A 21351-nucleotide genomic window follows, 5' to 3' on the forward strand; every position below is an offset into this window, starting at 1 on the left:
CGCTTTGGCCGGTCGCCGGTTCGTTCCAGCCGTCTTGCGGCCTCAGGACAGCTGATCCGTCCAGCATGCGAGATCGCGCGGCGGGATTTCGGCCGCGCCGATGCGGAGGGCTGGACCGGCCGCCGGGATCGGCCAGGGTTCCGTGCCGTAATTGAAGGCGAAGACCAGATCGCCGCGCCGGCGCAGGCGGATGTGATCGGGCAGGTCTATGACGTCCAGCCCGGCTTCGACGAGCAGCGAGCGGGCGAAGCGGCGCAGTGTTTCGCCCTCGATCCAGGCGCCGAGATAGAGGCGCCGGCCATCGCGGACGAGCACGGGCTCGCCGGCATCGTCAACGGCCGCAGGCGCGAGCGCGGTCTCGATCGTCTCGATCCACCGCCCGCCCGTTCCCGAGACTGCGCCGGAAAGGCCGAATGCGAGGCCGGGTCGCAGCGATGAGACCTCGGCGACCTTGAGCGCGATCAATTCCTGCAGCGGGCCGGGCGGCTGGTTTTCGGGAATGGCGTAGTGGCGGGTCTTCGAGCCGCTGCGTGGGCCGAATAGTATAATGCCGTCAAAGGCCTGGAAGGCGGCAAGCGCTGCCGGCGAGACATGCGGCAGGGTGGGCACGATGACGAGCGCATAGCCGGCGAGCGACGCGCCCGGCGCGACGAAATCGATGTCGACGCCGCAGCGGCGCAGCGCCTCGTACCAGTTATGGACGAGGACGGAATAGTTGAAATCCTGGCCTTGTGGCTGGATCTTCAGGATCCAGGACGCTTCATAGTCGAAGACGATCGCGACTTTGGCTTGCTGCGAGGCGGGCAAGGCGCAGAAATCCGCGATCTCCTGGGCGACCCGGCGCGCTTCCCGGCCGCCCGGCGAGATCTGCCCGTCCGGCCGGTGCAGGCCGGAATGCATCTGCTCCTGCGCCACGCCGAACTGGCGCCAGCGGAAATAGCTGACCGTCTCGGCGCCATGGGCGAAGGCTTCCCAACTCCAGAGCCGCACCATGCCCGGCGCGGGCGCCGGGTTCCACTTGCCCCAATTTACCGGGCCCGGCTGCTGTTCCATGACCCAGAACGAATTGCCGGCCATGCCGCGGAAGAGATCGTGGTGCAGCGCCGACATGTCGGGATGCGAGGTCCGCGCCCAGCGGATGCGCTCGTCGTCGCTGAACGGGAAGCTCTCGACCTTGCCGAGCGGATAGGAGTCCCAGCTCGCGAAATCCAGGCTTTCGGCCATTTTGAAATGGTCGAAATCGTGGAACAGGCTCATGAAATTATGAGTGACGAACCGTCCGGGCGACAGGCGGCGGATGATGGCCGCCTGCATGGCGCAATATTCGGCGAAACGGTCGGAGAAATAGCGGCGATAGTCGAGCCGTGCCGATGGATTGGCCTCGCCGACCGTCCCGACCGGCGCGCCGACATCGTCGAAGCTCGAAACCTCCATCGACCAGAAGACATTACTCCAGGCCTCGTTCAGCGCCTCGGGCGTCTGGTAGCGACCGCGCAGCCAGCGGCGGAATCCAGCAATATCTTCAGGACCATAGGAGAGGATCGAGTCATTGTCGCCGAACTCGTTGTCGATCTGCCAGCCGACGACCTTGGGATGGTCGCCATAGCGCGCCGCCATCGACTCGACGATGCGCGCGCTCTCGCGCCAGTAGGTATCGCTCGAGGCTGTATAATGGCGCCGCGAGCCGAAGCCGCGGACATGGCCCTTCTCGTCATGGGGGAGAATGTCGGGATGGCGGTCAACGAGCCATTTCGGCGGGCTCGCGGTCGGTGTGCCCAGCACGATGTCGAGGCCAGCTTCGGCCAGCGTCCGGATCGCGCGGTCGAGCCATGACCAGTCATGAATGCCGGGCTCCGGCTCCATCCGTCCCCAGGCGAACTCGCCGATGCGGACGTAACGAATGCCGAATTCGCGCATCGCAGCCGCGTCTTCGGCCCAGCGCGCCTCGGGCCAATGCTCGGGATAATAGCAGACGCCGAGGGCGGGGCCGGTGGTCATGGGGAGGTTTCCAAAGGGGAGGTTTTCAACGGTTGTCATTGCCGGGGGCGAGCCCGGCGGTGACAGAGGCCTGTCGTCGGGCGGGACGGCGCGCAGCGCTGTCATCCCGGGCGGAGCGCAGTTGAGACACGGGATCCATTTAGCCGTGAAGCCAGTCGCGACGAACGCTCCGGCTGCATGGATCCCCGCTTTCGCGGGGATGACGCAATTTTTGAGGGCGCTGATCGGACTGCCGACGTCGATACACGGCCTAATAGAGCGAGGGGGCGTGAAGGTCGAAATAAACCCAATAGGGCCAGTCCTTTGGGAAGGAATAGAGCGGCACGAGATAGCGTGTGTGGCGCTCCGGCACGGCGTTGGTGATGCGGAAGCGCGGGCCATCGCCATCCTTGATCAGCCGGGTTTCAAGTGCGGTATCCGGCGCGATGGTCAGTGGACGGCGGCAGCAGGCCTCGTCCTGGGCCAGCACGATCGGGCCGTACATCATGGCGACGCGGTCGGGGTGCTGCTCGTCGATGGGTACGGCGCGGAGCGCCATCGGGATGGTGATGGTCACGCTGTCGGAGGGCATCCAGAGCCGGTCGATCACGGCCCAGTCGCCGGGCCGGGCGGCGACGGGGACCCGCTCGCCATTGACCGCGATCACGGCACCCTTGGCCCAGCCGGGAATGCGGAAGCGCAGCGCGAACTCGGCCGCTTCCGCCATGTCGAAACGCAGGGTCGAGCTGTCACGCTCCGGATAGAGCGTCTCCTGCGTCACCGTGATCGTCTGGCCGCCATGGGTCCAGCTCAGCTGAGACGGCAGATAGAGATTGACGTAGAGCCCGGCCGCATCCTTGAAGAAGACGAGATTGTGGTATTCGGCCATGTCCTGGATGTAGGTTCCTGAACAGCACGGCCATTGCTGCCAGTAATATTCCTTAGCGCCCGCCGATATACGATAATCGCCATAATAGAACGCGGTGCCGTCCTGCTGGACGGGGAGGGCGCTGCCAATTGCATTATAGAGCAGCGTCTCGATCCAGTCGCCATAGCGCGCTTCACCGGTGAAGCTCATTAGATAGCGCGAGAGCTTGAAGCCGGCCCAGGAACCGCATGGCACCTCGGCGTGATAGGCGCAGCATTCGAGCGAACGGCCGAGGCTGCCATTGGGCGGCATCAGCCGCTCGTCGGGACCATAGGCACCCGTAGCGTAGACCTGCGTCTTCTGAATGAAATCATAGCCATGGACGCAAATGTCGAGATAGCGCTTCTCGCCGGTGACGGCATAGGCCATGGCCGCGCTCGAAAAGGCGTTCACATGGCTATAGGCGTGGACGGCTTCAACCGTTTCGGGCGCCTTCCCTTCAGCGAAGGGCGCCCAATAGTCCTCATAGAGCCAGAGGTCGGCGAACTCCTTGAAAACGCTGTCGTTTGTCGCCTGGTATATGCGATAGAACGCCTCCGGCAGGATGTACCATTCCGAGGTGTCACCCGGGCCGGCGCCCCAGAAATCATGCGTATTGGCGAGCGGGCGGGTGCGATCGAAGGTGCGCTCCGCCCAGCCGGTGGTGGCGCGGAGCGCGGGCAGGGCGCTTTCGACTTGGGCGAGCAGATGCAGGTCGATCAGGCCCTGCGCCAGCTTCTCCCAATCATAGAGGCGCATCCTGGCGTTGCCATCGGCGGGCAGGGTGGCGAGCCAGCCCTCGTGCAGGGAAATCGCTTTGTCGACAAGGGCTTGGTTGTGGGTGGCGCGGCCGAGGCGGACCATGCCGGAGACGAGCTGGCCGAAAATCACGGCGCTGTTGGCGGCGCACCAGCCACCCATGGCGTCGCCCGGCGCGTCCTGGCCGGACTGGGCGCGGAAGCCTTTCAGGATCGAATCGTTGGAGAGCGCGCCATAGGTCGCGGCCGCCTCGTCGACCTGGGTGCGGAAACGGCCGGGCAGGAGCGTGACGCTGCCGAAGCCGAACTCTTCGAGGAGGACCTTGCCGCCTGCCGTCATCGCCGTTCTTCCCTTTGATCGTGCCGTTTTCTTGTTGCCGTTCGTTAGCTTTGGCATTGCCTGTGTTGCCTTTGCCGTTCAGGCCGCGCTCTTCTTGCCGCCGCCGAGATAGAGACGGATCACTTCCGGATCGTCGATCATCGCAGCACCCGTTCCTTCGAGTCGGTTGCGGCCCTGTTCCAGCACATAGCCATAATCGGCGATGGCGAGACACTGGCGCGCTCGCTGCTCCACCATCAGGATCGAAACGCCGAGGGCGTTGATCTCGCGCGTCTTGCTGAAGATCTCTTCCTGCACCATCGGGGCGAGGCCGGCCGAGGGCTCGTCGAGGAGCAGCAGGCTCGGATCCGACATCAGCGCGCGGCCGAAGGCAACCATCTGGCGCTGGCCGCCGGAGAGGGTGGCGGCGCGCTTCGACAGCATGCCCTTGATCAGGGGCAGGGCATCGAGCACCCGCTCGTAGCGCTCGGCATATTTGTGCCGCGCGGGGAGGGAGCCCATCTGCAGGTTTTCAAGAACGGTCATGTCGGCGAAGACATTGGCGAGCTGCGGCACCATGTTCATGCCGAGCGCGGTGATCGCGTTGGAGCGCTTGCCGACCAGCGAGACCGGCTTCTCCTCGGCGTCGAAAAGGGTGACGCTGCCGCCGCGGATCGAGACCAGGCCATAGATGCTCTTCAGCAGCGTCGACTTGCCGGAGCCGTTCGGGCCGATGATCGCGACGATCGACCGGCGCGGCACGCGGATCGAGATGCCGTGCAGGATGTTCTCCTCACCATAGCCCGCCTTGAGGCCTTCGACCTTGAGGACGTCGCTTCTCGCGTCAATATTCATGCGGCGGCTCCCGCGTTGCGGCCGAGATAGGCCGTGATGACCCGCTCATTGGCCTGGATCGCGTCGGGCGGGCCGTCGGCGATGACGCGGCCCTCATCCATGACGATGACGCGGTCGCTGATCGACATGACGAGGTCGATGTCGTGCTCGATGATCAGGACGGTGATGCCGGCCTTCTCGCGCAATTCCTTGATGTGCTCCATCAATTGCTCGCCCAGCACTGGCGCGACGCCGGCCATCGGCTCGTCGAGCAGGATCATCTTGGGCTGAACCATCAGCGCGCGGGCGAGCTCGAGCAGCTTGCGCTGGCCGCCGGAAAGCGCGCCGGCGCGCTCATGGGTGAGGTGGGTCAGGCGCACGAGCGCCAGCCGCTCCTCGGCCTCGCGGCGGATCTCCCGCTCGCGCCGGGACGTGCGGCCGGGCATCAGCCAAGCCGCGCCGAACTTTTCGCCGGGCTGGTGGCGGGCGGCGATCAGGAGGTTTTCGAGCACGGTCATCTGCGTGAACACGCGCGCGGTCTGGAACACGCGGACGAGGCCGTGCCGGGCAACCGTGTGGCCCGAGAGCCGCTCGGTGCGACGGCCGTCGAACTGGATGGTGCCTTCATCCGGCCGCATGAAGCCCGAGACCAGGTTGAAGGCAGTGGTCTTGCCGGCGCCGTTCGGCCCGATCAGTGCGGTGATCGAGCCCTCCTTGACGTCGAAGCTCGCACCCTGCACGGCCTTGACGCCGCCGAACGCCTTGGTGATGCCGTCGACTTTCAGCAGCATCTCACTTCTCCAGGATCTGGCGGCGGTCGCCGAAGATGCCCTGCGGGCGGAACGCCAGGAAGAGCACCAGCAGCAGCCCGACGAGGAACAGGCGGAGATAGGCGCGCTCGCCGGAGTCGAACAGCGTCAGCGGATAGACGTTCAGGAAGCGCGTGCCGGTATAGAGCAGCGTGAACAGGATCGCGCCGACGGGCACCGACCAGATCCGGTTCATGCCGCCCAAGATGATGATCAGATAGGCATAGAAGGTGATGGTCGGCTGGTAGTCGTCCGGGCTGAACACGCCGATCTGCAGCGCGAGCAGCATGCCCGAAACGGCGCCGAGCAGCGCGCCGATGATGAGCGCCTGCATCTTGAAGCCGACAACGTTCTTGCCGATCGCGGCCACGGCCGTGTCGTCCTCGCGAATGCCCTGCATGACGCGGCCCCAGGGCGAACGCTCCATGCGCCAGAGCACGAGGATCGCGGCGAAGGCGAACACCCAGACGACGATCGCCATGGCCGTATCGGGGCGGCCATATTTGCCGAAGATGGGTTTCAGATAGAAGGCGATATCGCCCATGAAGACCTGCCAGCTGCCGTTGAAGGTCGCGATCTTGCCGGGGCCGAGCAGGCCGATCGAGCCGATCGGACCGCCGGTCAGGCCCTGCAGGTTCATGGCGAGATAGCGCACGATCTCGCCGCCGGCGACCGTCGCGATCGCGAGATAATCGGCACGGAGGCGCAGCGCCGGGACGCCGACCAGGATCGCCAGGATCACCGCGGCGACGAGGCCGCCGAGAATGCCGACCGGCAGCGGCAGGCCGTAGCGGGCGACGAGGATCGCCATCGCATAGGCCGCGACCGCCATGAAGGCGACGTGACCGAAATTCGGCAGGCCGGCGAGCGAGAACTGCACATAGAGGCCGAGCGCCATGATGGTGTAGATGCCGCCGGTCGTGGCGACGAAGATCCAGAAGACGGGATTGAAGATATCCATCAGAGCACCCGCTCCTTGCCGAAGAGGCCCTGCGGCCGATAGAGGAGCAGGAGGATCAGCACGACGAAGGCGAGCACGGATTTGAACCGTGGCTCCAGCCCGCCGGCGAACCCTTCCCAGGTCGAAAGCTCCATGACGAGACCGAGCACCACGCCGCCGATCAGCGCGCCATAGGCATTGCCGATGCCGCCGAGCACGATGGTGGTGAAGATCAGGAACAGGATCTGTGTGCCGAGGTTCGGGTTGAATGTGCCCTGCACGATGGCGAGCATGACGCCGCCAATGCCGGCGAGCGCCCCGGCAAGCAGCCAGACATAGGTGCCGATCCGCTCGACATCGATGCCGGTCACGGCGGCGAGATCGCGATTATCGGCGACGGCGCGCATCGACTTGCCGATCGTGGTGCGGGAGAGAAAGAGCGCGACGGCCGGGGCCACGACGATTGCAATGCCGATCGCCAGCGCCTGGCCGGGCGAAATGCGGATGAGGCCGAGATCGAACACGCGCGTCTGGTCGATGTCGAGCGAGCGGATCTGCGGGCCGGCGACGAGAAAGATGACGTTCCGGAGCATCATGCCGAGGCCGACTGTGATCAGCGACATGGCGACGAGGCCGCGACCGCGCAACGGCTTCAGCACGAGGAAATGCAGGAGAAGCGCGAGCAGCGCGCCGCCCGCCATCGCCAGCAACGCGGACGAGACGAGGTCGAGCCCGAAGACGACATTGGCGATGAAAGCAATATAGGCCGCCGTCGTCAGATATTCGCCATAGGCGAAATTGGCCAGGCGCTGGATGCCGAAGACGAGGGTCAGGCCGACGCCGGTCAGGCCGAGGATCGTGCCGGTGATCAGGCCGTTTATCGTGAGCTGGGCGAGTTGTTGCAGCATGGACTCTGTCAATCGTGGCCAAGCGCGGCCTGTTCCCTCTCCCCGAAAGGGGGGAGGGCTAGGGAGGGGCCCAACGCTCGAAGGGTATGTCAATGGAAAGGAGGGAGCCTCAGGAAGCCCACACTCCAACTCTCCCCGCTTCGCGGGAGAGAGGCTTGTCCGGACCCGGTCCACTCAAGCCTTACGGCTTGAACGCGATCGTCTCGATCACGGTCGCGGGCGCATTGTCGGGCTGGTGCTGCCAGACGTCGAAGAGCGAGGCGTTGACGCGGCCGTCGGGGCCGAAGTTCAGCGGGCCGCTCGCGCCCATATAATGGATCTTCTCGCCCTTCAGCACTGCCTTGATGGCGTCGTCGATCTGCTCGTAGGTGTAGGGCGTGCCGGGATCGTTGGTCACGTTCTGGACGTGGTTGGCGATCTCGGTCGGGTCGGAGGACTTGGCTTCGAGAGCCGCCAGGAACACGACGAAGGTGCTGTCGAAGGGCTGCGCCATGGTCGATTCAAAGGGAATGCCCTTGTCGACCTTCTCGGCGAAGAGCTTCTGGAAGGCGCCGAACGAGGTGCCGCCGGCCGCGCTCGCCTGGGTCGCACGGAAGCCCGGATAGCTCTTGCCGCCCTGGCGCGCGCACTGGGCGAGCGAGTCGGCGCCGAAAGACTTGGCCGGATCCCACTTGCCGGTGCGGCCGAGCGGCAGCGCCAGCTTCTCGAAGGTCGGGCAGAAATCGATGAACAGCCAGCCATCCGGCGCGCCGTCCACGAGCTGCTGCGCCTCGGTGTCGAGGGTCGGCTGCTCGGGATTATAGAGCACTTCCTTCGGCACGGTGCCGCCGCCGGCCTTCCAGGCCGTGGTGAACACTTCGGCGAGCGCGGTGCCATAGGCGTCGTTGCGGGCCGCGACGTTGATCTTGGCGTTGGCGCCGAACTCCTTGGCGATGATCTGCGCCAGCACCTTGCCCTGGAGGTCATCGGCCGGCACCGGCTGCCACAGCATGGCCGGCGTCGACGTATTGAGCTTGGAGAGCGCCGGGCTGGTGCCGCCGGTGAAGATCAGCTTGCCGTTCGGCATGGTGACGGCGGTGGCGACGGCGCTGGTGATCGAGGAATAGAAATCGCCGACGATTACGTCGACATTGTCGATCTGCACCAGCTTCTGGGCGCCCTCGACGCCGGCGGCGGGCGAGCCCTGGCTGTCCTGGCTGTCGGTCAGTTCCAGCGTGATGCCCTCGAGGCCGAGGCGATCGATCGAGGCCTTGATCTGGTCGATGCCGAGCTTGGTCGCGGCATTCCAGGCCTGGCCGGCGGGCGCCGATTCACCCGTCAGGCTGACGAGCACGCCATATTTGAGATCGAAGGAGACATCGTCCGCGGCCAGCGCCGGGGCGAGGGTGGCGATGAGGGCGATCGAGCCCAGCAGGCCACGAATGGTCGAGCGGTTGAAGCGCATGGGAACCCCTGTTTGTCTGGATATCGCCCCTTTGGGGTCTTGTTGTCGACAGTTTGGATACGGAGAGAGAATGTGTCAACTGCGTTGCACCATTCGGGCTATAACGAGTTGTGCGTAGCAGCATGACGCGTGTTTTGCCGGAGCGGGGAGGGACTGGCCCAAACGGCGATGAACCGCGCGCCGAACGGTCTCGATGGCACCGGTCCAGTTGCGGTTTGCCGCATTCTTGGTCAAACTGATGTCGTCGCGACCATTCCGTGCGACCCGGTTTTCCGGCTCCGTCAGCCGACGCTTGCCCCGACGTTCCCGATGACATCCTTCGCCAATAATGCCCGCGGCATCATCATGATGACGCTCTCCAACCTCGTCTTCATCTTCAACGATACGCTGATCAAGATCGCGGCCGAGCGGCTGGCCGTCGGCCAGATCCTCGTTCTGCGCGGCGCCATGGCCTTGGTCGTGATCGGCATCCTGCTCTATGCGACGGGCGGCTATCGGGCTTGGCGCATGGCGCTCAACCGGCTCGTGGCCTGGCGCACGGTGGGCGAGGTCGGCGCGGCCGTGCTCTATCTTTATGCATTGTTCCGCATGCCGATCGCCAATGTCTCGGCGATCGGGCAGGTGGTGCCGCTGATGACGACGGCGGCGGCGGCGATCTTTCTCGGCGAGGCCGTGGGCTGGCGTCGCTGGACGGCTGTCGGCATCGGGTTCATCGGCGTGATGCTGATCATGCGGCCGGGCGTCGCCGGATTCGATATCTATTCGGTCGCGGCGCTCGCCTCGATGGGCTTCATCACCATGCGCGATCTGGTGACGCGGCGCTTCGAACCCGGCATTCCGACGCTGCTGGTGATCGCAGTTACCGCCGCGGCCGTGATGCTGTCCGGCCTGGTTGTGGCCGCCGGCGAGACATGGCCGGCGCCGACGGGGACGGAATGGCTGATGCTGCTCGGCGCCTCGACCATGCTGCTGGCCGGCTATGGCACCTCGATCCTCGCCATGCGCTATGGCGAGATGTCGGTCGTGGCGCCGTTCCGCTATAGCGGCATCGTCTTCGCCATCATCATCGGCTACGTGATCTGGAGCGACGTGCCCGACATCTTCACGATCGCCGGAACGCTCATCGTCGTCGCGACGGGCATCTACACCTTCAATCGCGAGCGGCGGATCGCGCAGGCTAAGCGGGCGGAAATCGTCAGCCCGTCCAGCGCGTGACGACGGTCGCGAGGTCCGGGCGGATCCGGTCGGCCGGCTTTTCCGTCTGCCGGCCGAGATGGATGAAGCCCGCCACGCGCTCGCCCGGCTGAACGCCGACCAGCGCTGCCGCCTCGCCATCGCGCCCCGGCCATTTCAGCAGCCATTGCGCGGCATAGCCGAGCGCGGTGGCGCCGTGGATCAGGTTCATGCCGGCCGCGCCCGCGCTCAGCATCTGGTCCCATTCCGGGATCTTGGAGGCGGGGTCGGTGCGGCTCACCACTACGACCGTGACCGGCGCGCGCAGCATATAGAGCGTCCAGATATCCTTCTTCGACGGGTCGAGGCCGGGATTGCGCGCGGCATAGAGCGCATCGAAGCGCTCGCCGGCGACCCGCCGCGCATCGCCCTCGATGACGATGAACCGCCAGGGCACGAGGCGCCCGTGATCGGGCGAGCGCGCCGCGATCTTCAGCATGCGATCGAGCTCGACGGCGGGAATCGGCGCCGGGTCGAAGGCGCGCATCGGCACCGAGCGGCGCATGTCGAGCTTGGCCAGCATGTCCGGCGCGATCTGGAGTTCGAACGCATCATAGTAGATCGGCTCGGGAGCAGGGGCAGGCGCGCCGTGATGGGTCGAGCCGTGGGACTGACTGCCCTGATGATTCGGTGTGCCCTGATGATTCATGACGTGGTTCATGGCGCAGGCCTTCGGAATTCGGGCGCGGTGACGGCGGAGATGTGCGCCCGAGGCCGTGATTTTGCAAGCCGGCCGGGATCGCCCCCGCGTTTCGTTGGGGGGAATGGCTGTTGCATTTGTGTCAGCGGACAGTCGAAAGTGCCGCGCTTGCCGTCGGGGAAGTGGACGAATGGGCGGCGGAGTTCGATAATCGTCTTGAATATTGCCGCATGGGGGGCGATGCGAGATCAGGACGGGACGGTCGCCATGGCCGCCGGCCTCGGTTCGTCCTGTTGCCCATGATCGGCGAGCGTGAAATTTCGTGCCGGGGGGCATTCTCGATGTCGGTGTATCGTGTGGTTCCAGGTCGCGGCGGCGTGAGCGCCACGCGACAGCAGGCATCGCGCTCGGTCTCCGGGCGGCCCGCTCTCTGGCGCCGGCTCCTGGCGACATCGGCGCTGGTTCCGGCCGCCGCCTCCTGTGGCCTGCTGCTCTCCGCGCTCGCGGCAAGCCCCGCGGCTGCGGCCTGCAATGTCACGGGCACCACGACCATCTCCACGTGTGACGCATCCTCCGTCGGCGTGACCATGATACCGGGCACGGGCTCGCTGACCGTCAGCGACATGACCACAGGCTCGGTCGGCTATGCCTCGCCGACGACGACGGGCATTTACGATCAGTCCGTCCTGCTGACGGGCGACCTCGTTCTCAATCGGCCGGATTACAGCGCGCTGATCATGCAGTTCGGCACGAATTCGTCGGCGGAGACGATCCCCGTCACGGTGAATGTCGACATCACGATCGACAGCACGGTCAAGGCCACGGCGAGCGCGGGCTTCGGCACGATCTGGGTCCGCAATGATTATGCCGGCACGATCTCGATCGACAATGCCGGCACGATCGACTGGAAGGGACCGACCTCCTATCCCGGCAGTGCGGCGATCGATGCTTCCACGCATCTCGGCGGGATCACAGTCGTCAATGCCGGCATCGTGACGTCGAACGCCCGCGGCATCTATGCCGACGGCAATTTCTACGGCGCCGACGCTGGCGAGCGGCAGACCGTCTCGGTGACCAACACCGGATCTGTCACCGCCACCACGGCCGGCATCCGCGTGATCGACTATTACGGCCTGGCCAAGATCGTGAATGAGGGCACCGTCCAGGCGACGCTGCAGCACGGGCTCACCGCCTGGTCGGCCGATGGCGATGCTAGCATCACCAATTCCGGCACCGTCACCTCGGGCAATGACAACGCCATATTTGCCGCGACGGAAATGGGCGCCGCCACCGTCTACAATAGCGGCACCGTCACGGCCGAGGGCGACCCGGCGCTGGACGACGCCCATGCCGCGCTCAAGGCGGCGCAAGGCTATAATGGCCTCCGCGCGAACGCCTACATCTCTGGCGACGTGGCGATCACCAATACCGCAACCGGCGTGGTCACCGCCAATCGCGACGCCGGCATCCTGGCCGAGACGCCCAAGGGCGACATCACGATCATCAATGACGGCAAGGTGACCGCGAAAATCGGTATCGCCGCCGATAGCGGCGCGACGACGGGCTATAATGGCGCGGTCGTCGGCATGGTCGATGGCGCGGTCTCGATCACCAATAATGGTAGTGTCACGGCCACGGAACTGGCCGTGCGCATGGATGGCAAGACCAACGGCCTGGTGAACACCGGAACACTCGCCACGATCGACGCCACGGCCGTCAGGATCGGCGACGGCGATACGACGGTCTATAATGCTGGCACGATTTCCGCTGGTTCCGCCGCCGGTACGGCGATCGCGATGGGCGGCGGCAACAATCGCCTCGTGATCGCGGACACGTCCGTCCTCGTCGGCAAGGTGACGAATGAAAGCGCCGGCAACGCGCTGGAACTGACCGGCACGGGCAGCGGCACGCTCGACCTCGGCAGCGTCAGCGACACCGGCGCCTATCAGGGCTTCTCCAACCTGACCAAGTCCGGCTCCGGCCTCTGGGTGCTGAGCGGTTCCGGCGGCAGCCTGACCGGGCCGACCACGATTGACGCGGGCATGCTGCAACTTGCCTATGGCGCCTCGTCGGCCTCGGTCTTCACGGTCAATGGTGGCACGCTCGGCGGAACGGGCTCGATCGGCGGGCTGGTGGTCAATGCCGGCGGCACGGTCGCGCCCGGCTATTCGCCGGGCACGCTGACCGTCAACGGCAATGTCGCCTTCGCCAGCGGCTCGACCTATCTGGTCGATATCGCGACCTCCGGCGCCAATGATCTGATCACCGCGACGGGAACGGCGACGATCTCCGGCGGCACCGTGCAGGTTGCGGCTGAGACCGGCTATGCCGACCCGCTCGCGACCTACACCATCCTGACGGCCTCGAGCGGCGTCAGCGGCACGTTCGACAGCGCGACGACCGATTATGCCTTCCTGACGCCGGTGCTCGGCTATGACGCGAAGGACGTCTATCTGACGATCGCCCGCAACGACATCCGCTTCGCCGCCATGGCCCAGACGCCGAACGAGCGCGCCGCAGCCGTCGCGGCCGAATCGCTCGGGCTCGGCAATCCGGTCTATAATTCCGTGCTGCAATTGACCGCCCTGCAGGCGCCGGGCGCCTTCAACGCACTGTCCGGCGAGGCCTATGCGAGCGCTGTCTCGGTCATCGGGCAGGATTCGATCTATCTGCGCCAGGCGGTTGGCGCGCGTGTCTGGCAGGGTCTCGGCGCCGATGCCGCGCCTGCGGCCGACGGGCCGGCCACGGCCAAGCTCGGCACCGGCCTGACCGTCTGGGGCCAGGGCTATGGCGCCTGGGGCAATATTGACGGCGACGGCAACGCGGCGTCGGTCTCGCGCGACATTGGCGGCTTCTTCGCCGGCGTCGATGGCGCCGTCGCCGATGGCGTCCGCCTCGGCGTTGTCGGCGGCTATGGCCGCTCGAGCTTCCAGATCGATGATCGCGCCTCGTCCGGCGACATCGATACCTATGATCTCGGCGCCTATGGCGGCGCGCGGATCGGCGCCCTCGGCCTGCTCGGCGCCGCGACCTACAGCTGGAACGATGTCTCGGTCAGCCGCACGGTCGCCTTCCCCGGCTATCTCGGCGCCAATAATGCGAGCTTCGATGTCGGCACGACGCAGATCTTCGGCGAGGCCAACTGGCGCTTCGACCTGACCGCGCCCGGCAGCGAGCCGGCCTATGGCAAGGCCTGGCTCGAACCCTTCGTGAGCCCGGCCTATGTCAATCTCGGCTCGGGCGACATTGCCGAGACCGGCTCGAGCTCGGCGCTGACCGGTTCGACGGATGGCGAGGATCTGTTCTATGTGACGCTCGGCGCGCGGGTCGCGACCACGATCAAGCTCGCCAATGATGCGAGCCTGACGCCGCGCCTCAGCCTCGGCTGGCAGCACGCCTTTGGCGACGTGAACCCGAGCGCCAGCCTCGCCTTTGCGAGCGGCGGACTGCCCTTCGCCGTCAGCGGCGTACCGATCGCGCAGAACACCGCCGTGATCGGCGCCGGCGTCGATTACGGCTTCAACCAGACCGTCTCCGCCGGAATCTCCTATAGCGGCCAGTTCGGCGACGGCCTGCAGGACAACGCCGTCAAGGGAACCCTCAACGTCAAGTTCTGACCGCTGCTCGCGGCCCGATCGGCCGCGACCAGCCTTTGTCTCGATCGGGCAGAGCCTTTCATCGGTTCAGAGAAGCCGTTGAAGGCGCGCATCCTATGTCCGGTTGTGCGCAGTTTCGCGCCGGACTTGAGGAGTGACGGGGCCACGAGGCGCCTCGTCGAAGGCAGTCGGCCGCGTGCGACCTCAATCGTGAGCCTCGATCAGGGTTGGCGGGCCTTATGCCGCCCGCGATTCGAGCGCCTGGTCGGCGGTCAGCGCCGTCTCCGGCGTGCCGGAGACGATCAGTTCGAGCACTTCCTGCTCGGTCGTGTGCGCGATGTAGCGATCGCCGACATTCTGCCCGCGCTTCATCACCATGATCCGGTCGCCGACCTCGAAAATGTCGGTCAGGCGGTGCGAGATGATGATCTGCGCCACACCCTGCTTCTTCAGTTCGCTCATGGTTTCGAGCAGCCGTTCGGTGGCCATGACGGAAAGATTGGCGGTCGGCTCGTCGAGGACGACGACCTTGGGGTCGAACGAGATCGCGCGGGCGATGGCGACTGATTGCTGCCGCCCGCCCGAGAGGCTCTCGACCTTCTGGAACACGGAATTCACATCGACCTTGAGGCGCTTCAGCACCTGGTCGGCTTCCTCATACATGCGCCTGCGATCGACGAAGAGGCCGCGCCGGGGCCAGCGGCCGAGGAAGATGTTCTGCGCGATGTCCATGTTCCCGCAGAGCGCGAAGTCTTGGTAGATCATCTCGATACCGTCGACGCGGCTCTCATGCGGGCTCTTGAAATGGGTCTCGCGGCCATTGACGAGCACATCGCCGCTGTCGCGCTGATAGGCGCCGGTCATCACCTTCATCAGCGTCGACTTGCCGGCCGAATTGTCGCCGACCAGCCCGAGGATTTCGCCGGGCGCCAGCGTCAGGTTGATGTCGCGCAGCGCCTGCACGGGGCCGAACGCCTTGGAGATGTTGCGCATCTCGATGAACGGTGTGGGGCGGCTATGATCAGACATGGCGGGCGGCTCCATGGGCCGGGGCACGGCGGGAGAAGAAGCGTCGGCGGATGGTCCCGGCGAGATCGCCCTGTCGGAGCCAGATGTCGCCGACCACGGCAACGATCAGGATGAGACCGATGAAGACGTTGACCCAATGCTGCGGCATCACGAAGGATTGGCCGTTCGAGAGGATCAGTTGCAGCGAGAGCAGCGCGCGGATGAGCGCAATCACGGCGGCGCCGGCGAGCGCGCCGAGCACGGTGCCATAGCCGCCGAAGATCGAGCCGCCGCCGATGATCACCGCCGCGATCGCATCGAGCTCGCGCAACTGACCGGCCGAGGGGTTGAAGCTCCGCAGGAAGGCGACATAGATCACGCCGGCGCAGGCGGCGCAGAGCGCGGAGAAGACGAGGCTGATCGCGCGCACCCGGCCGGAATTGATGCCGGCATATTCGGCCGCGCGGCGGTTGCCGCCGGTCGCATAGACCATCTGGCCGAAGGGCGTCTTGGCGAGCACGATGCCGGCCAGGATCGCCACCACGATCATGAAGATGGTCTGCACGCTGAGCGCGGCGGCGATGTCGTAGACGAGGGTCCCCCGCGCCGGCGCGATGCCGAAATAGGTCAGCGCGTCGATCAGCTTGCGGCCGAGCAGGTTGAAGGTCTCGGAGAAGGAGGAGAGCTGGCGCCCCGCCGTCATCCAGGCGCCGATGCCGCGCGCCATATAGAACATGCCGAGCGTGGCGACGAAGGCGGGCAGGCCGAAGCCGACCGTCAGGAGCGCATTGACGAGACCGGCCGCCGCGCCCGCCATCAGCGCGATGAAGACGGCGGTCCAGGGATCGAAGCCCATCTGCTTCATCAGGAAGGCGCAGGTGGCGGCCGAAAGCGCCAGCACCGAGCCGACCGAAAGGTCGATGTCGCCATTGGCGATGACATAGGTCATGCCGATCGAGAGCAGGCCGACCTCGGTGAAGGACAGCATCAGGTTGAACGAATTGTCGATCGAGCCCCAGAAATCGGGCCTGAGGTAGAGGCCGACGCACCAGAGCAGAATAGCGAGCACGATCGCGGCCGCATCGCGCCGGGCGAGGAAATGGCCGATCGGCCCGCGCGCCCGCATCGCGCTGTCGGAGGCCGAGGAACCCTTGGTCTGCGCGCCCTCGATGGCGACCCCGCCGACTTCGATGATCGGCGGCAGCGGCCGGCCGGTGAGGCGAGCCCAGAGGCGGGGGAAGACGTTGCGGCGGATGATCCACGGCTCGATCAGCACGGCGATGAGCAGGATCAGGCCGAGAAAGGCCGGGACGGCGCCGGGTGGCAATTGCGCCATGCCCTGCACCTGCATGTCGACGCCGCCGACCTTGACGGTGCGAGTCATCGGGATGCCCTCGCGCAGCACCTTGTCGATCAGCACCACGAGGATCGCGCCAAGCGCGCCGCCGAGCAGCCGCCCACGCCCGCCGAGGATCGAGGCGCCGCCGACGATGACGGCCGCGATCACGATCAGTTCCGCGCCCTGGCCATATTGCGAGGTGATGCCCTTGTCCTGCGCGACGTTCATGAGGCCGGCCAGCGTCGCGCAGAGTGCGGAGAGCACATAGCCGCGCATGCGCACGCGCCGCGTGGGGATGCCGGCATAGATCGAGGCCATCTCGTTGCCGCCGGTCGCATAGGTCTCATAGCCCCAGCGCGTCTTGGCGAGCACGATCATGCCGACGATGGTAACGGCGAGGAAGATCAGAATCTGGTTGTTGAAGCCGAGGGCGTTGGTCTCGCCGATCTGGAAGAACCACGGCGCCTCCAGCGCCTTCTCGCTATAGGAGATCGTCTTGCCGCCGGTGAGCCCGAGCACGAAGCCGCGGCCGATGAACAGCATGGTCAACGTCGTGATGAAGGAGGGGACGCGGAGCACCGTCACGAAGAAGCCGTTGACGAGCCCGACGCCGAGGCCGACCAGCACCGCCGCAATCACCGACGGTCCGATGCCGAGATCGTAATAGGATTTGGAAAAGCAGATCGAGAACACGGTCGCGACCAGGCCGAGCGTCGAGCCGACCGAGAGGTCGAGATCCTTGTTGATGATGACGAAAGTCATCCCCGCCGCCATGACGCCATAGCGCGCCGTATCGCGCAGGATCGCCGAGAAGGCGTCGGTCTGGCCGAAGAATTTCGGGTTGATGAAGACGCCGGCGATGTAGAGCAGCACCATGAAGACGATGAGGCCCACCTCCCAGCCGCCGATCAGCTGGAGCGGCAGGCGTCTGCGGGCGGGCGCGGCAAGGGTCGTTGCGGTCATCGACAGGGTCTTTGGGTTCAGGGCGTTGCCGAGGGCCAGGCACCGTCATCCCACGCAGGCGGGACCCGTGAAGGGCGGAACGAGTCCGGCCCTCACGAGTTCCGGGGCAAGCCCGGGATGGCGGCAGCATGTGGGGGCACGTCGCGCCTCATGAAGAGTGGCGACGTGCCCGATCGGGTTTGGCTCAGTTCTCGAAGCGCTTTCCGACGAGATCGACCGTATCCTTCGTCACGAGCTGCGCGCTGGTGTCGAGATTGGCGGCGGAGATGCCGCGGTCGATCTGGAGGTAGAGCTGCGCGACGGGCCAGAAGCCCTGCAGGAACGGCTGCTGGCCGAGCGAGCCGGTCAGCGCGCCGGTGCGGATCTGCTCCTGCTGCTTCGGACCGAGGTCGAAGCCGAAGGCGCAGACCTTGCCGTTGAGCTTGAGCTGGGCCACCGCATCGCCGAGCGCCGGCGTCACGAAGCCATTGGCGGCAAACGCGCCGACGACGTCGCCGCGCGATTCGATCAGCGACACGACCGAATTGGTGATGTCGTCCTTGTTGACGTCGATGCCGATATTCTCCGGGCCGGCATCGACCTTGAAGTCGGCCAGGCGGCCGGCATCGTTCAGCCCCTTGACGGTGGCCTCGAAGGCGGCCGTCACGCGGCGGTTGACCTCTTCATTGCCGAGCGTCGTCGTCGACGGGAAGATGATCGAGCCGCCCTTGGCGCCGCTCGCGAGCACGCATTTGGCGAGCGCCTCGCCGCCGATCGCCGCGGCCTGCGACTGCTGGCCGGTATGGCTGATCTGCGAGCGGTTGGCGATCTTCGGATCGAACGAATTGGTCGTCGCGACCGGAATGCCGTTGGCGAAGGCCTTCTTGACGATGTCGTCATAGGCGCCGGATTGCGGCGTGGTCAGGATCAGCCCGTCGATCGTCGGATCGTTGATGACCTGGTTCAGGATCTCGATCTCGCGCGGAATATCGTCGACCGGGGCTTCCGAGCCGAGCTTGATCAGGTTGATGCCGAAGGCGTTGGCGGCCACCTGCGCGCCGACATAGGTCGGGTCGAAGAAGCCGTTGCCGGCGGTGTGGGTGATGATCGCGAAGGTCAGCTTGCCGTCCTTGGAGTGGAAATCCTTGGTCGTCGGCGCTTCCTTGGCGGCGTCCTCGAACGAATAGCCGCCGACGGCCTTGTCGAGCGTGCCGGACTGGGCATGGGCATAGCTGGCGATGACCGAGACGGCGGCGCCGAACGCCAGCGTCTTCATGAGCGTTTTCATACTATCCTCCCAAATAGCTGATCCCGGACTTCTTTGAAATCGATCCAGGTGGCGGCAGCATATTGAACGGGATCGAGGGTCGCAACGACTCGATGATGTGTTGAAGCGGATTTTGAGGTTCGCTCTTCAAAGTATCGGTCATTGAATACAGGCTGAAAATTCTGATGCACTGCACACATCATTTCACATCATAACGACAAGTCTTCGGTCAATGATGCTGCAACGCGATATTGATTGGAGCGATCCTGCGGCAGTGCATGGCCGACTTTACGTCAGGACCGCCAGCCTGCGGGGCGCTCCCGGTGGACCGTTCAGGCTCGCGCGTGTCGGCATCCGGTTGCGGTCAGCTGATGCCCATGTAGCGGCCGGGCTTGTGGTTCATCGCCAGGATCAGGTTGAGCACGGCGGCGCCGATCATCGACAGGATGACCTTGTCGATCGGCAGCACCATCAGCGCGCAGGCGAGGATCACGCCGTCGACGGCGAGCTGGAAATAGCCGGCGCGGATGCCGTGATGGTCCTGCAGGTAGAGCGCGAGGATGTTGATGCCGCCGAGGCCCGCGCGGTGGCGGAACAGCATCAAGAGGCCGATGCCGGAGAGCGCGCCGCCGATGATCGCCGCATAGAGATCGTCGAGCCGGGCGAAGGAGACCCAGCCGGGCGTCAGCCGCGAGAAGAGCGAGACGAGGGCGACGGCGATGAAGGTCTTGAGCGTGAAGCGCCAGCCCATGCGGCGGAAGGCGAGAATGTAGAAGGGGAGGTTGATGACGAAGAAGATCGCGCCGAAGGAAAATCGGCTGACATAGGAGACGAGCAGGGCGATGCCGGCGGTGCTGCCGGTCAGCAGCATCGCCTTGGTATAGAAGGTGACGCCGAGCGCGACGAGCAGCGTGCCGAGCAGCATCGCCAGCGCATCTTCATAGAGGCGGTGGCGATCATGGGGCGGCGGCACGCCGTCGTCGGTCGGCATGGTTGCTGATGGGCCGGGCAGGGCGGCTCAGAACTCCTTCAGCGTCTGGCGCAGCGTCGGCTGCGTGTAGACGCTGCGGGTCAGGCCGCGGCGCTGCAGCGCGGGGATCAGCCCTTCCGTGACTTCGACCAGATATTTCCGGTTGATGCGGTGGAAGGGCGCGGTGATCAGGAAGCCGTCGCCGCCGACCGCCTCCATGACCTCGCCCATCTGGTCGGCGACGCTGTCCGGCGTGCCGATCAGCTCGACCGAGCCCGACATGCCGCCATCGATCGCGAGCTGGCGCAGCGTCTTGCCCGAGCCCCATTGCTGGAACTTGTCGAGCGAACCCTGCTCGCCATTGGTGACGAGCTTTTCCGGCAGCGGCTTGTCGAGATCATAGACGGAGAAGTCGATATCGGTGAACGAGCCAAAAAGGGCGAGCGCGCGCTTGACGTATTCGGTCGAGTTGACCGCGCGGTCGGTCTTGGCGCGAGCCTCCTCGATCGTATCGGCCAGGATGGGGGCGGCGAGGAACAGCACCTTGATGTCGTCCGGGTTGCGGCCGAGCGCCGCCGCGCGGGCGCGCACGTCGTCGCGATAGGCCTTCATCCCCTCGATGCCGTTCGCGGTCGCGATGATCGAATCGGCATATTTGGCGGCAAACTGCCGACCCTTGGGCGAGCCGCCGGCCTGCACATAGGCCGGGCGGCCCTGCGGCATCGGCGCGGTGTTGAGCGGGCCGCGCGAGGAGAAATACTTGCCCTTGAAATGGATCGGCCGAACCTTGTTGAAATCGGCATAGGTGTCCGTCTCGCGGTCCATGACGATCGCGTCGGGATCCCAGCTTTCGAACAATTGGCCGACGAGCTGGAGATATTCGTCCGCCATGTCGTAGCGCAGCTCGCGCGGCGGCAGCTTCTCGAGGCCGAAATTCTGCGCCGCCGTATCCTCGCCGCTGGTGACGATGTTCCAGCCGAAGCGGCCCTTGGCGATATGGTCCATGGTCGCCGCGAGGCGCGCGAGCAGGAAGGGCGGATAGGCCATGGTCGACATGGTCGTGACGACGCCGAGATTCTTGGTCGCCGCGCTGATCACGGCCGCGAGCGGCAGCGGATCGTGCTTCGGCACCATGATGGCGGCCTTCAGATATTCCTCCGTCGTGCCGCCATAGGCTTCGGAGAGCATCAGCGTATCTTCGAACATGATGTAGTCGAAGCAGGCCCGCTCCAGCGCCTTCGCCATGTCGACATAGAACTCGCCATCCCAGGGCTGGCCGCCGGACGCGAACGGATCGTTCCATTCGTCGATGCCGAAGGTGGTGAACCAGCCGAGGTGAAAGCGTTTAGCCGCCATATCCGAAGTCTCCGCAACAAGATGCCCGTTCCGAGGAGCGAGGATGGAGGGTGGCTTAAGCGTTGCAAAGATTAGATATTCGCCAGATGCGCCATGAAAGAGGC

General features: G+C 65.5%; 15 protein-coding genes. 2 read left to right on the forward strand and 13 right to left on the reverse strand.

Translation table 11 applies throughout. The features are described from left to right. Positions 1-42: 42 nt before the first annotated feature. The 7 genes from QO014_RS01555 to QO014_RS01585 all read right to left on the reverse strand — a co-directional run bounded on the left by QO014_RS01555 (position 43) and on the right by QO014_RS01585 (position 8896). A complete protein-coding gene (locus QO014_RS01555; protein ID WP_266346889.1) occupies positions 43-1998 on the reverse strand; it encodes a beta-galactosidase in 1956 nt (651 codons plus the stop codon). Positions 1999-2248: 250 nt separating this feature from the next. Next, complete coding sequence (locus tag QO014_RS01560) at positions 2249-3982, reverse strand: beta-L-arabinofuranosidase domain-containing protein (protein ID WP_266346890.1); 1734 nt, start codon at positions 3980-3982, stop codon at positions 2249-2251. A 78-nt stretch (positions 3983-4060) separates the two neighbouring features. Next, a complete protein-coding gene (locus QO014_RS01565; protein ID WP_266346891.1) occupies positions 4061-4816 on the reverse strand; it encodes an ABC transporter ATP-binding protein in 756 nt (251 codons plus the stop codon). After that, entirely contained in the window at positions 4813-5586 is a 774-nt protein-coding gene (locus tag QO014_RS01570; RefSeq protein WP_266346892.1) for an ABC transporter ATP-binding protein, read from the reverse strand. Before QO014_RS01570 ends, QO014_RS01565 begins: the two co-directional genes overlap by 4 nt. A gap of 1 nt (position 5587) precedes the next feature. Continuing rightward, positions 5588-6565, reverse strand: coding sequence for a branched-chain amino acid ABC transporter permease (locus tag QO014_RS01575; RefSeq protein ID WP_266346893.1), 978 nt, complete (start codon positions 6563-6565; stop codon positions 5588-5590). Further along, positions 6565-7452: a branched-chain amino acid ABC transporter permease gene (locus QO014_RS01580; protein WP_266346894.1), complete on the reverse strand. Its 888-nt coding sequence runs from the start codon at positions 7450-7452 to the stop codon at positions 6565-6567. The genes QO014_RS01575 and QO014_RS01580 overlap by 1 nt, the downstream gene beginning before the upstream one ends. A 181-nt stretch (positions 7453-7633) precedes the next feature. After that, positions 7634-8896 carry an ABC transporter substrate-binding protein gene (locus tag QO014_RS01585; RefSeq protein WP_266346895.1) on the reverse strand — a complete coding sequence of 421 codons (1263 nt, stop codon included), beginning with the start codon at positions 8894-8896 and terminating at the stop codon, positions 7634-7636. 309 nt (positions 8897-9205) lie between these two features. Between QO014_RS01585 and QO014_RS01590 the strand changes: the two genes are divergently transcribed. Further along, positions 9206-10111, forward strand: coding sequence for a DMT family transporter (locus QO014_RS01590; RefSeq protein WP_266346896.1), 906 nt, complete (start codon positions 9206-9208; stop codon positions 10109-10111). On the opposite strand, the gene QO014_RS01595 is transcribed toward QO014_RS01590, so the two are convergent. Continuing rightward, entirely contained in the window at positions 10092-10790 is a 699-nt protein-coding gene (locus QO014_RS01595) for a nitroreductase family protein (RefSeq protein WP_266346897.1), read from the reverse strand. The two genes, QO014_RS01590 and QO014_RS01595, sit on opposite strands and share 20 nt — an antisense overlap. A 356-nt stretch (positions 10791-11146) precedes the next feature. On the opposite strand from QO014_RS01595, the gene QO014_RS01600 reads away from it, so the two are divergent. Further along, positions 11147-14386, forward strand: coding sequence for an autotransporter outer membrane beta-barrel domain-containing protein (locus QO014_RS01600; protein WP_266346898.1), 3240 nt, complete (start codon positions 11147-11149; stop codon positions 14384-14386). Between the two features lie 216 nt (positions 14387-14602). Here the strand turns inward: QO014_RS01600 and QO014_RS01605 are convergent, their stop codons facing one another. The 5 genes from QO014_RS01605 to QO014_RS01625 form a co-directional block, all read right to left on the reverse strand. Continuing rightward, the gene (locus tag QO014_RS01605; RefSeq protein ID WP_266346899.1) at positions 14603-15394 is read right to left on the reverse strand and encodes an ATP-binding cassette domain-containing protein; all 792 of its coding nucleotides are present in this window, start codon (positions 15392-15394) and stop codon (positions 14603-14605) included. After that, positions 15387-17675: an ABC transporter permease gene (locus tag QO014_RS01610; RefSeq protein WP_266346900.1), complete on the reverse strand. Its 2289-nt coding sequence runs from the start codon at positions 17673-17675 to the stop codon at positions 15387-15389. The genes QO014_RS01605 and QO014_RS01610 overlap by 8 nt, the downstream gene beginning before the upstream one ends. A gap of 184 nt (positions 17676-17859) precedes the next feature. Beyond that, positions 17860-18942, reverse strand: coding sequence for a substrate-binding domain-containing protein (locus QO014_RS01615; protein WP_266346901.1), 1083 nt, complete (start codon positions 18940-18942; stop codon positions 17860-17862). 343 nt (positions 18943-19285) lie between these two features. After that, on the reverse strand, positions 19286-19912 hold the full coding sequence (locus tag QO014_RS01620) for a YitT family protein (protein ID WP_266346902.1): 627 nt from the start codon (positions 19910-19912) through the stop codon (positions 19286-19288). Positions 19913-19939: 27 nt separating this feature from the next. Continuing rightward, positions 19940-21247, reverse strand: coding sequence for an NtaA/DmoA family FMN-dependent monooxygenase (locus QO014_RS01625; protein WP_266346903.1), 1308 nt, complete (start codon positions 21245-21247; stop codon positions 19940-19942). Positions 21248-21351 lie beyond the last annotated feature (104 nt).

Origin of the sequence: Kaistia dalseonensis, from assembly GCF_030814715.1 — a bacterium.
GTDB classification, from domain to species: domain Bacteria; phylum Pseudomonadota; class Alphaproteobacteria; order Rhizobiales; family Kaistiaceae; genus Kaistia; species Kaistia dalseonensis.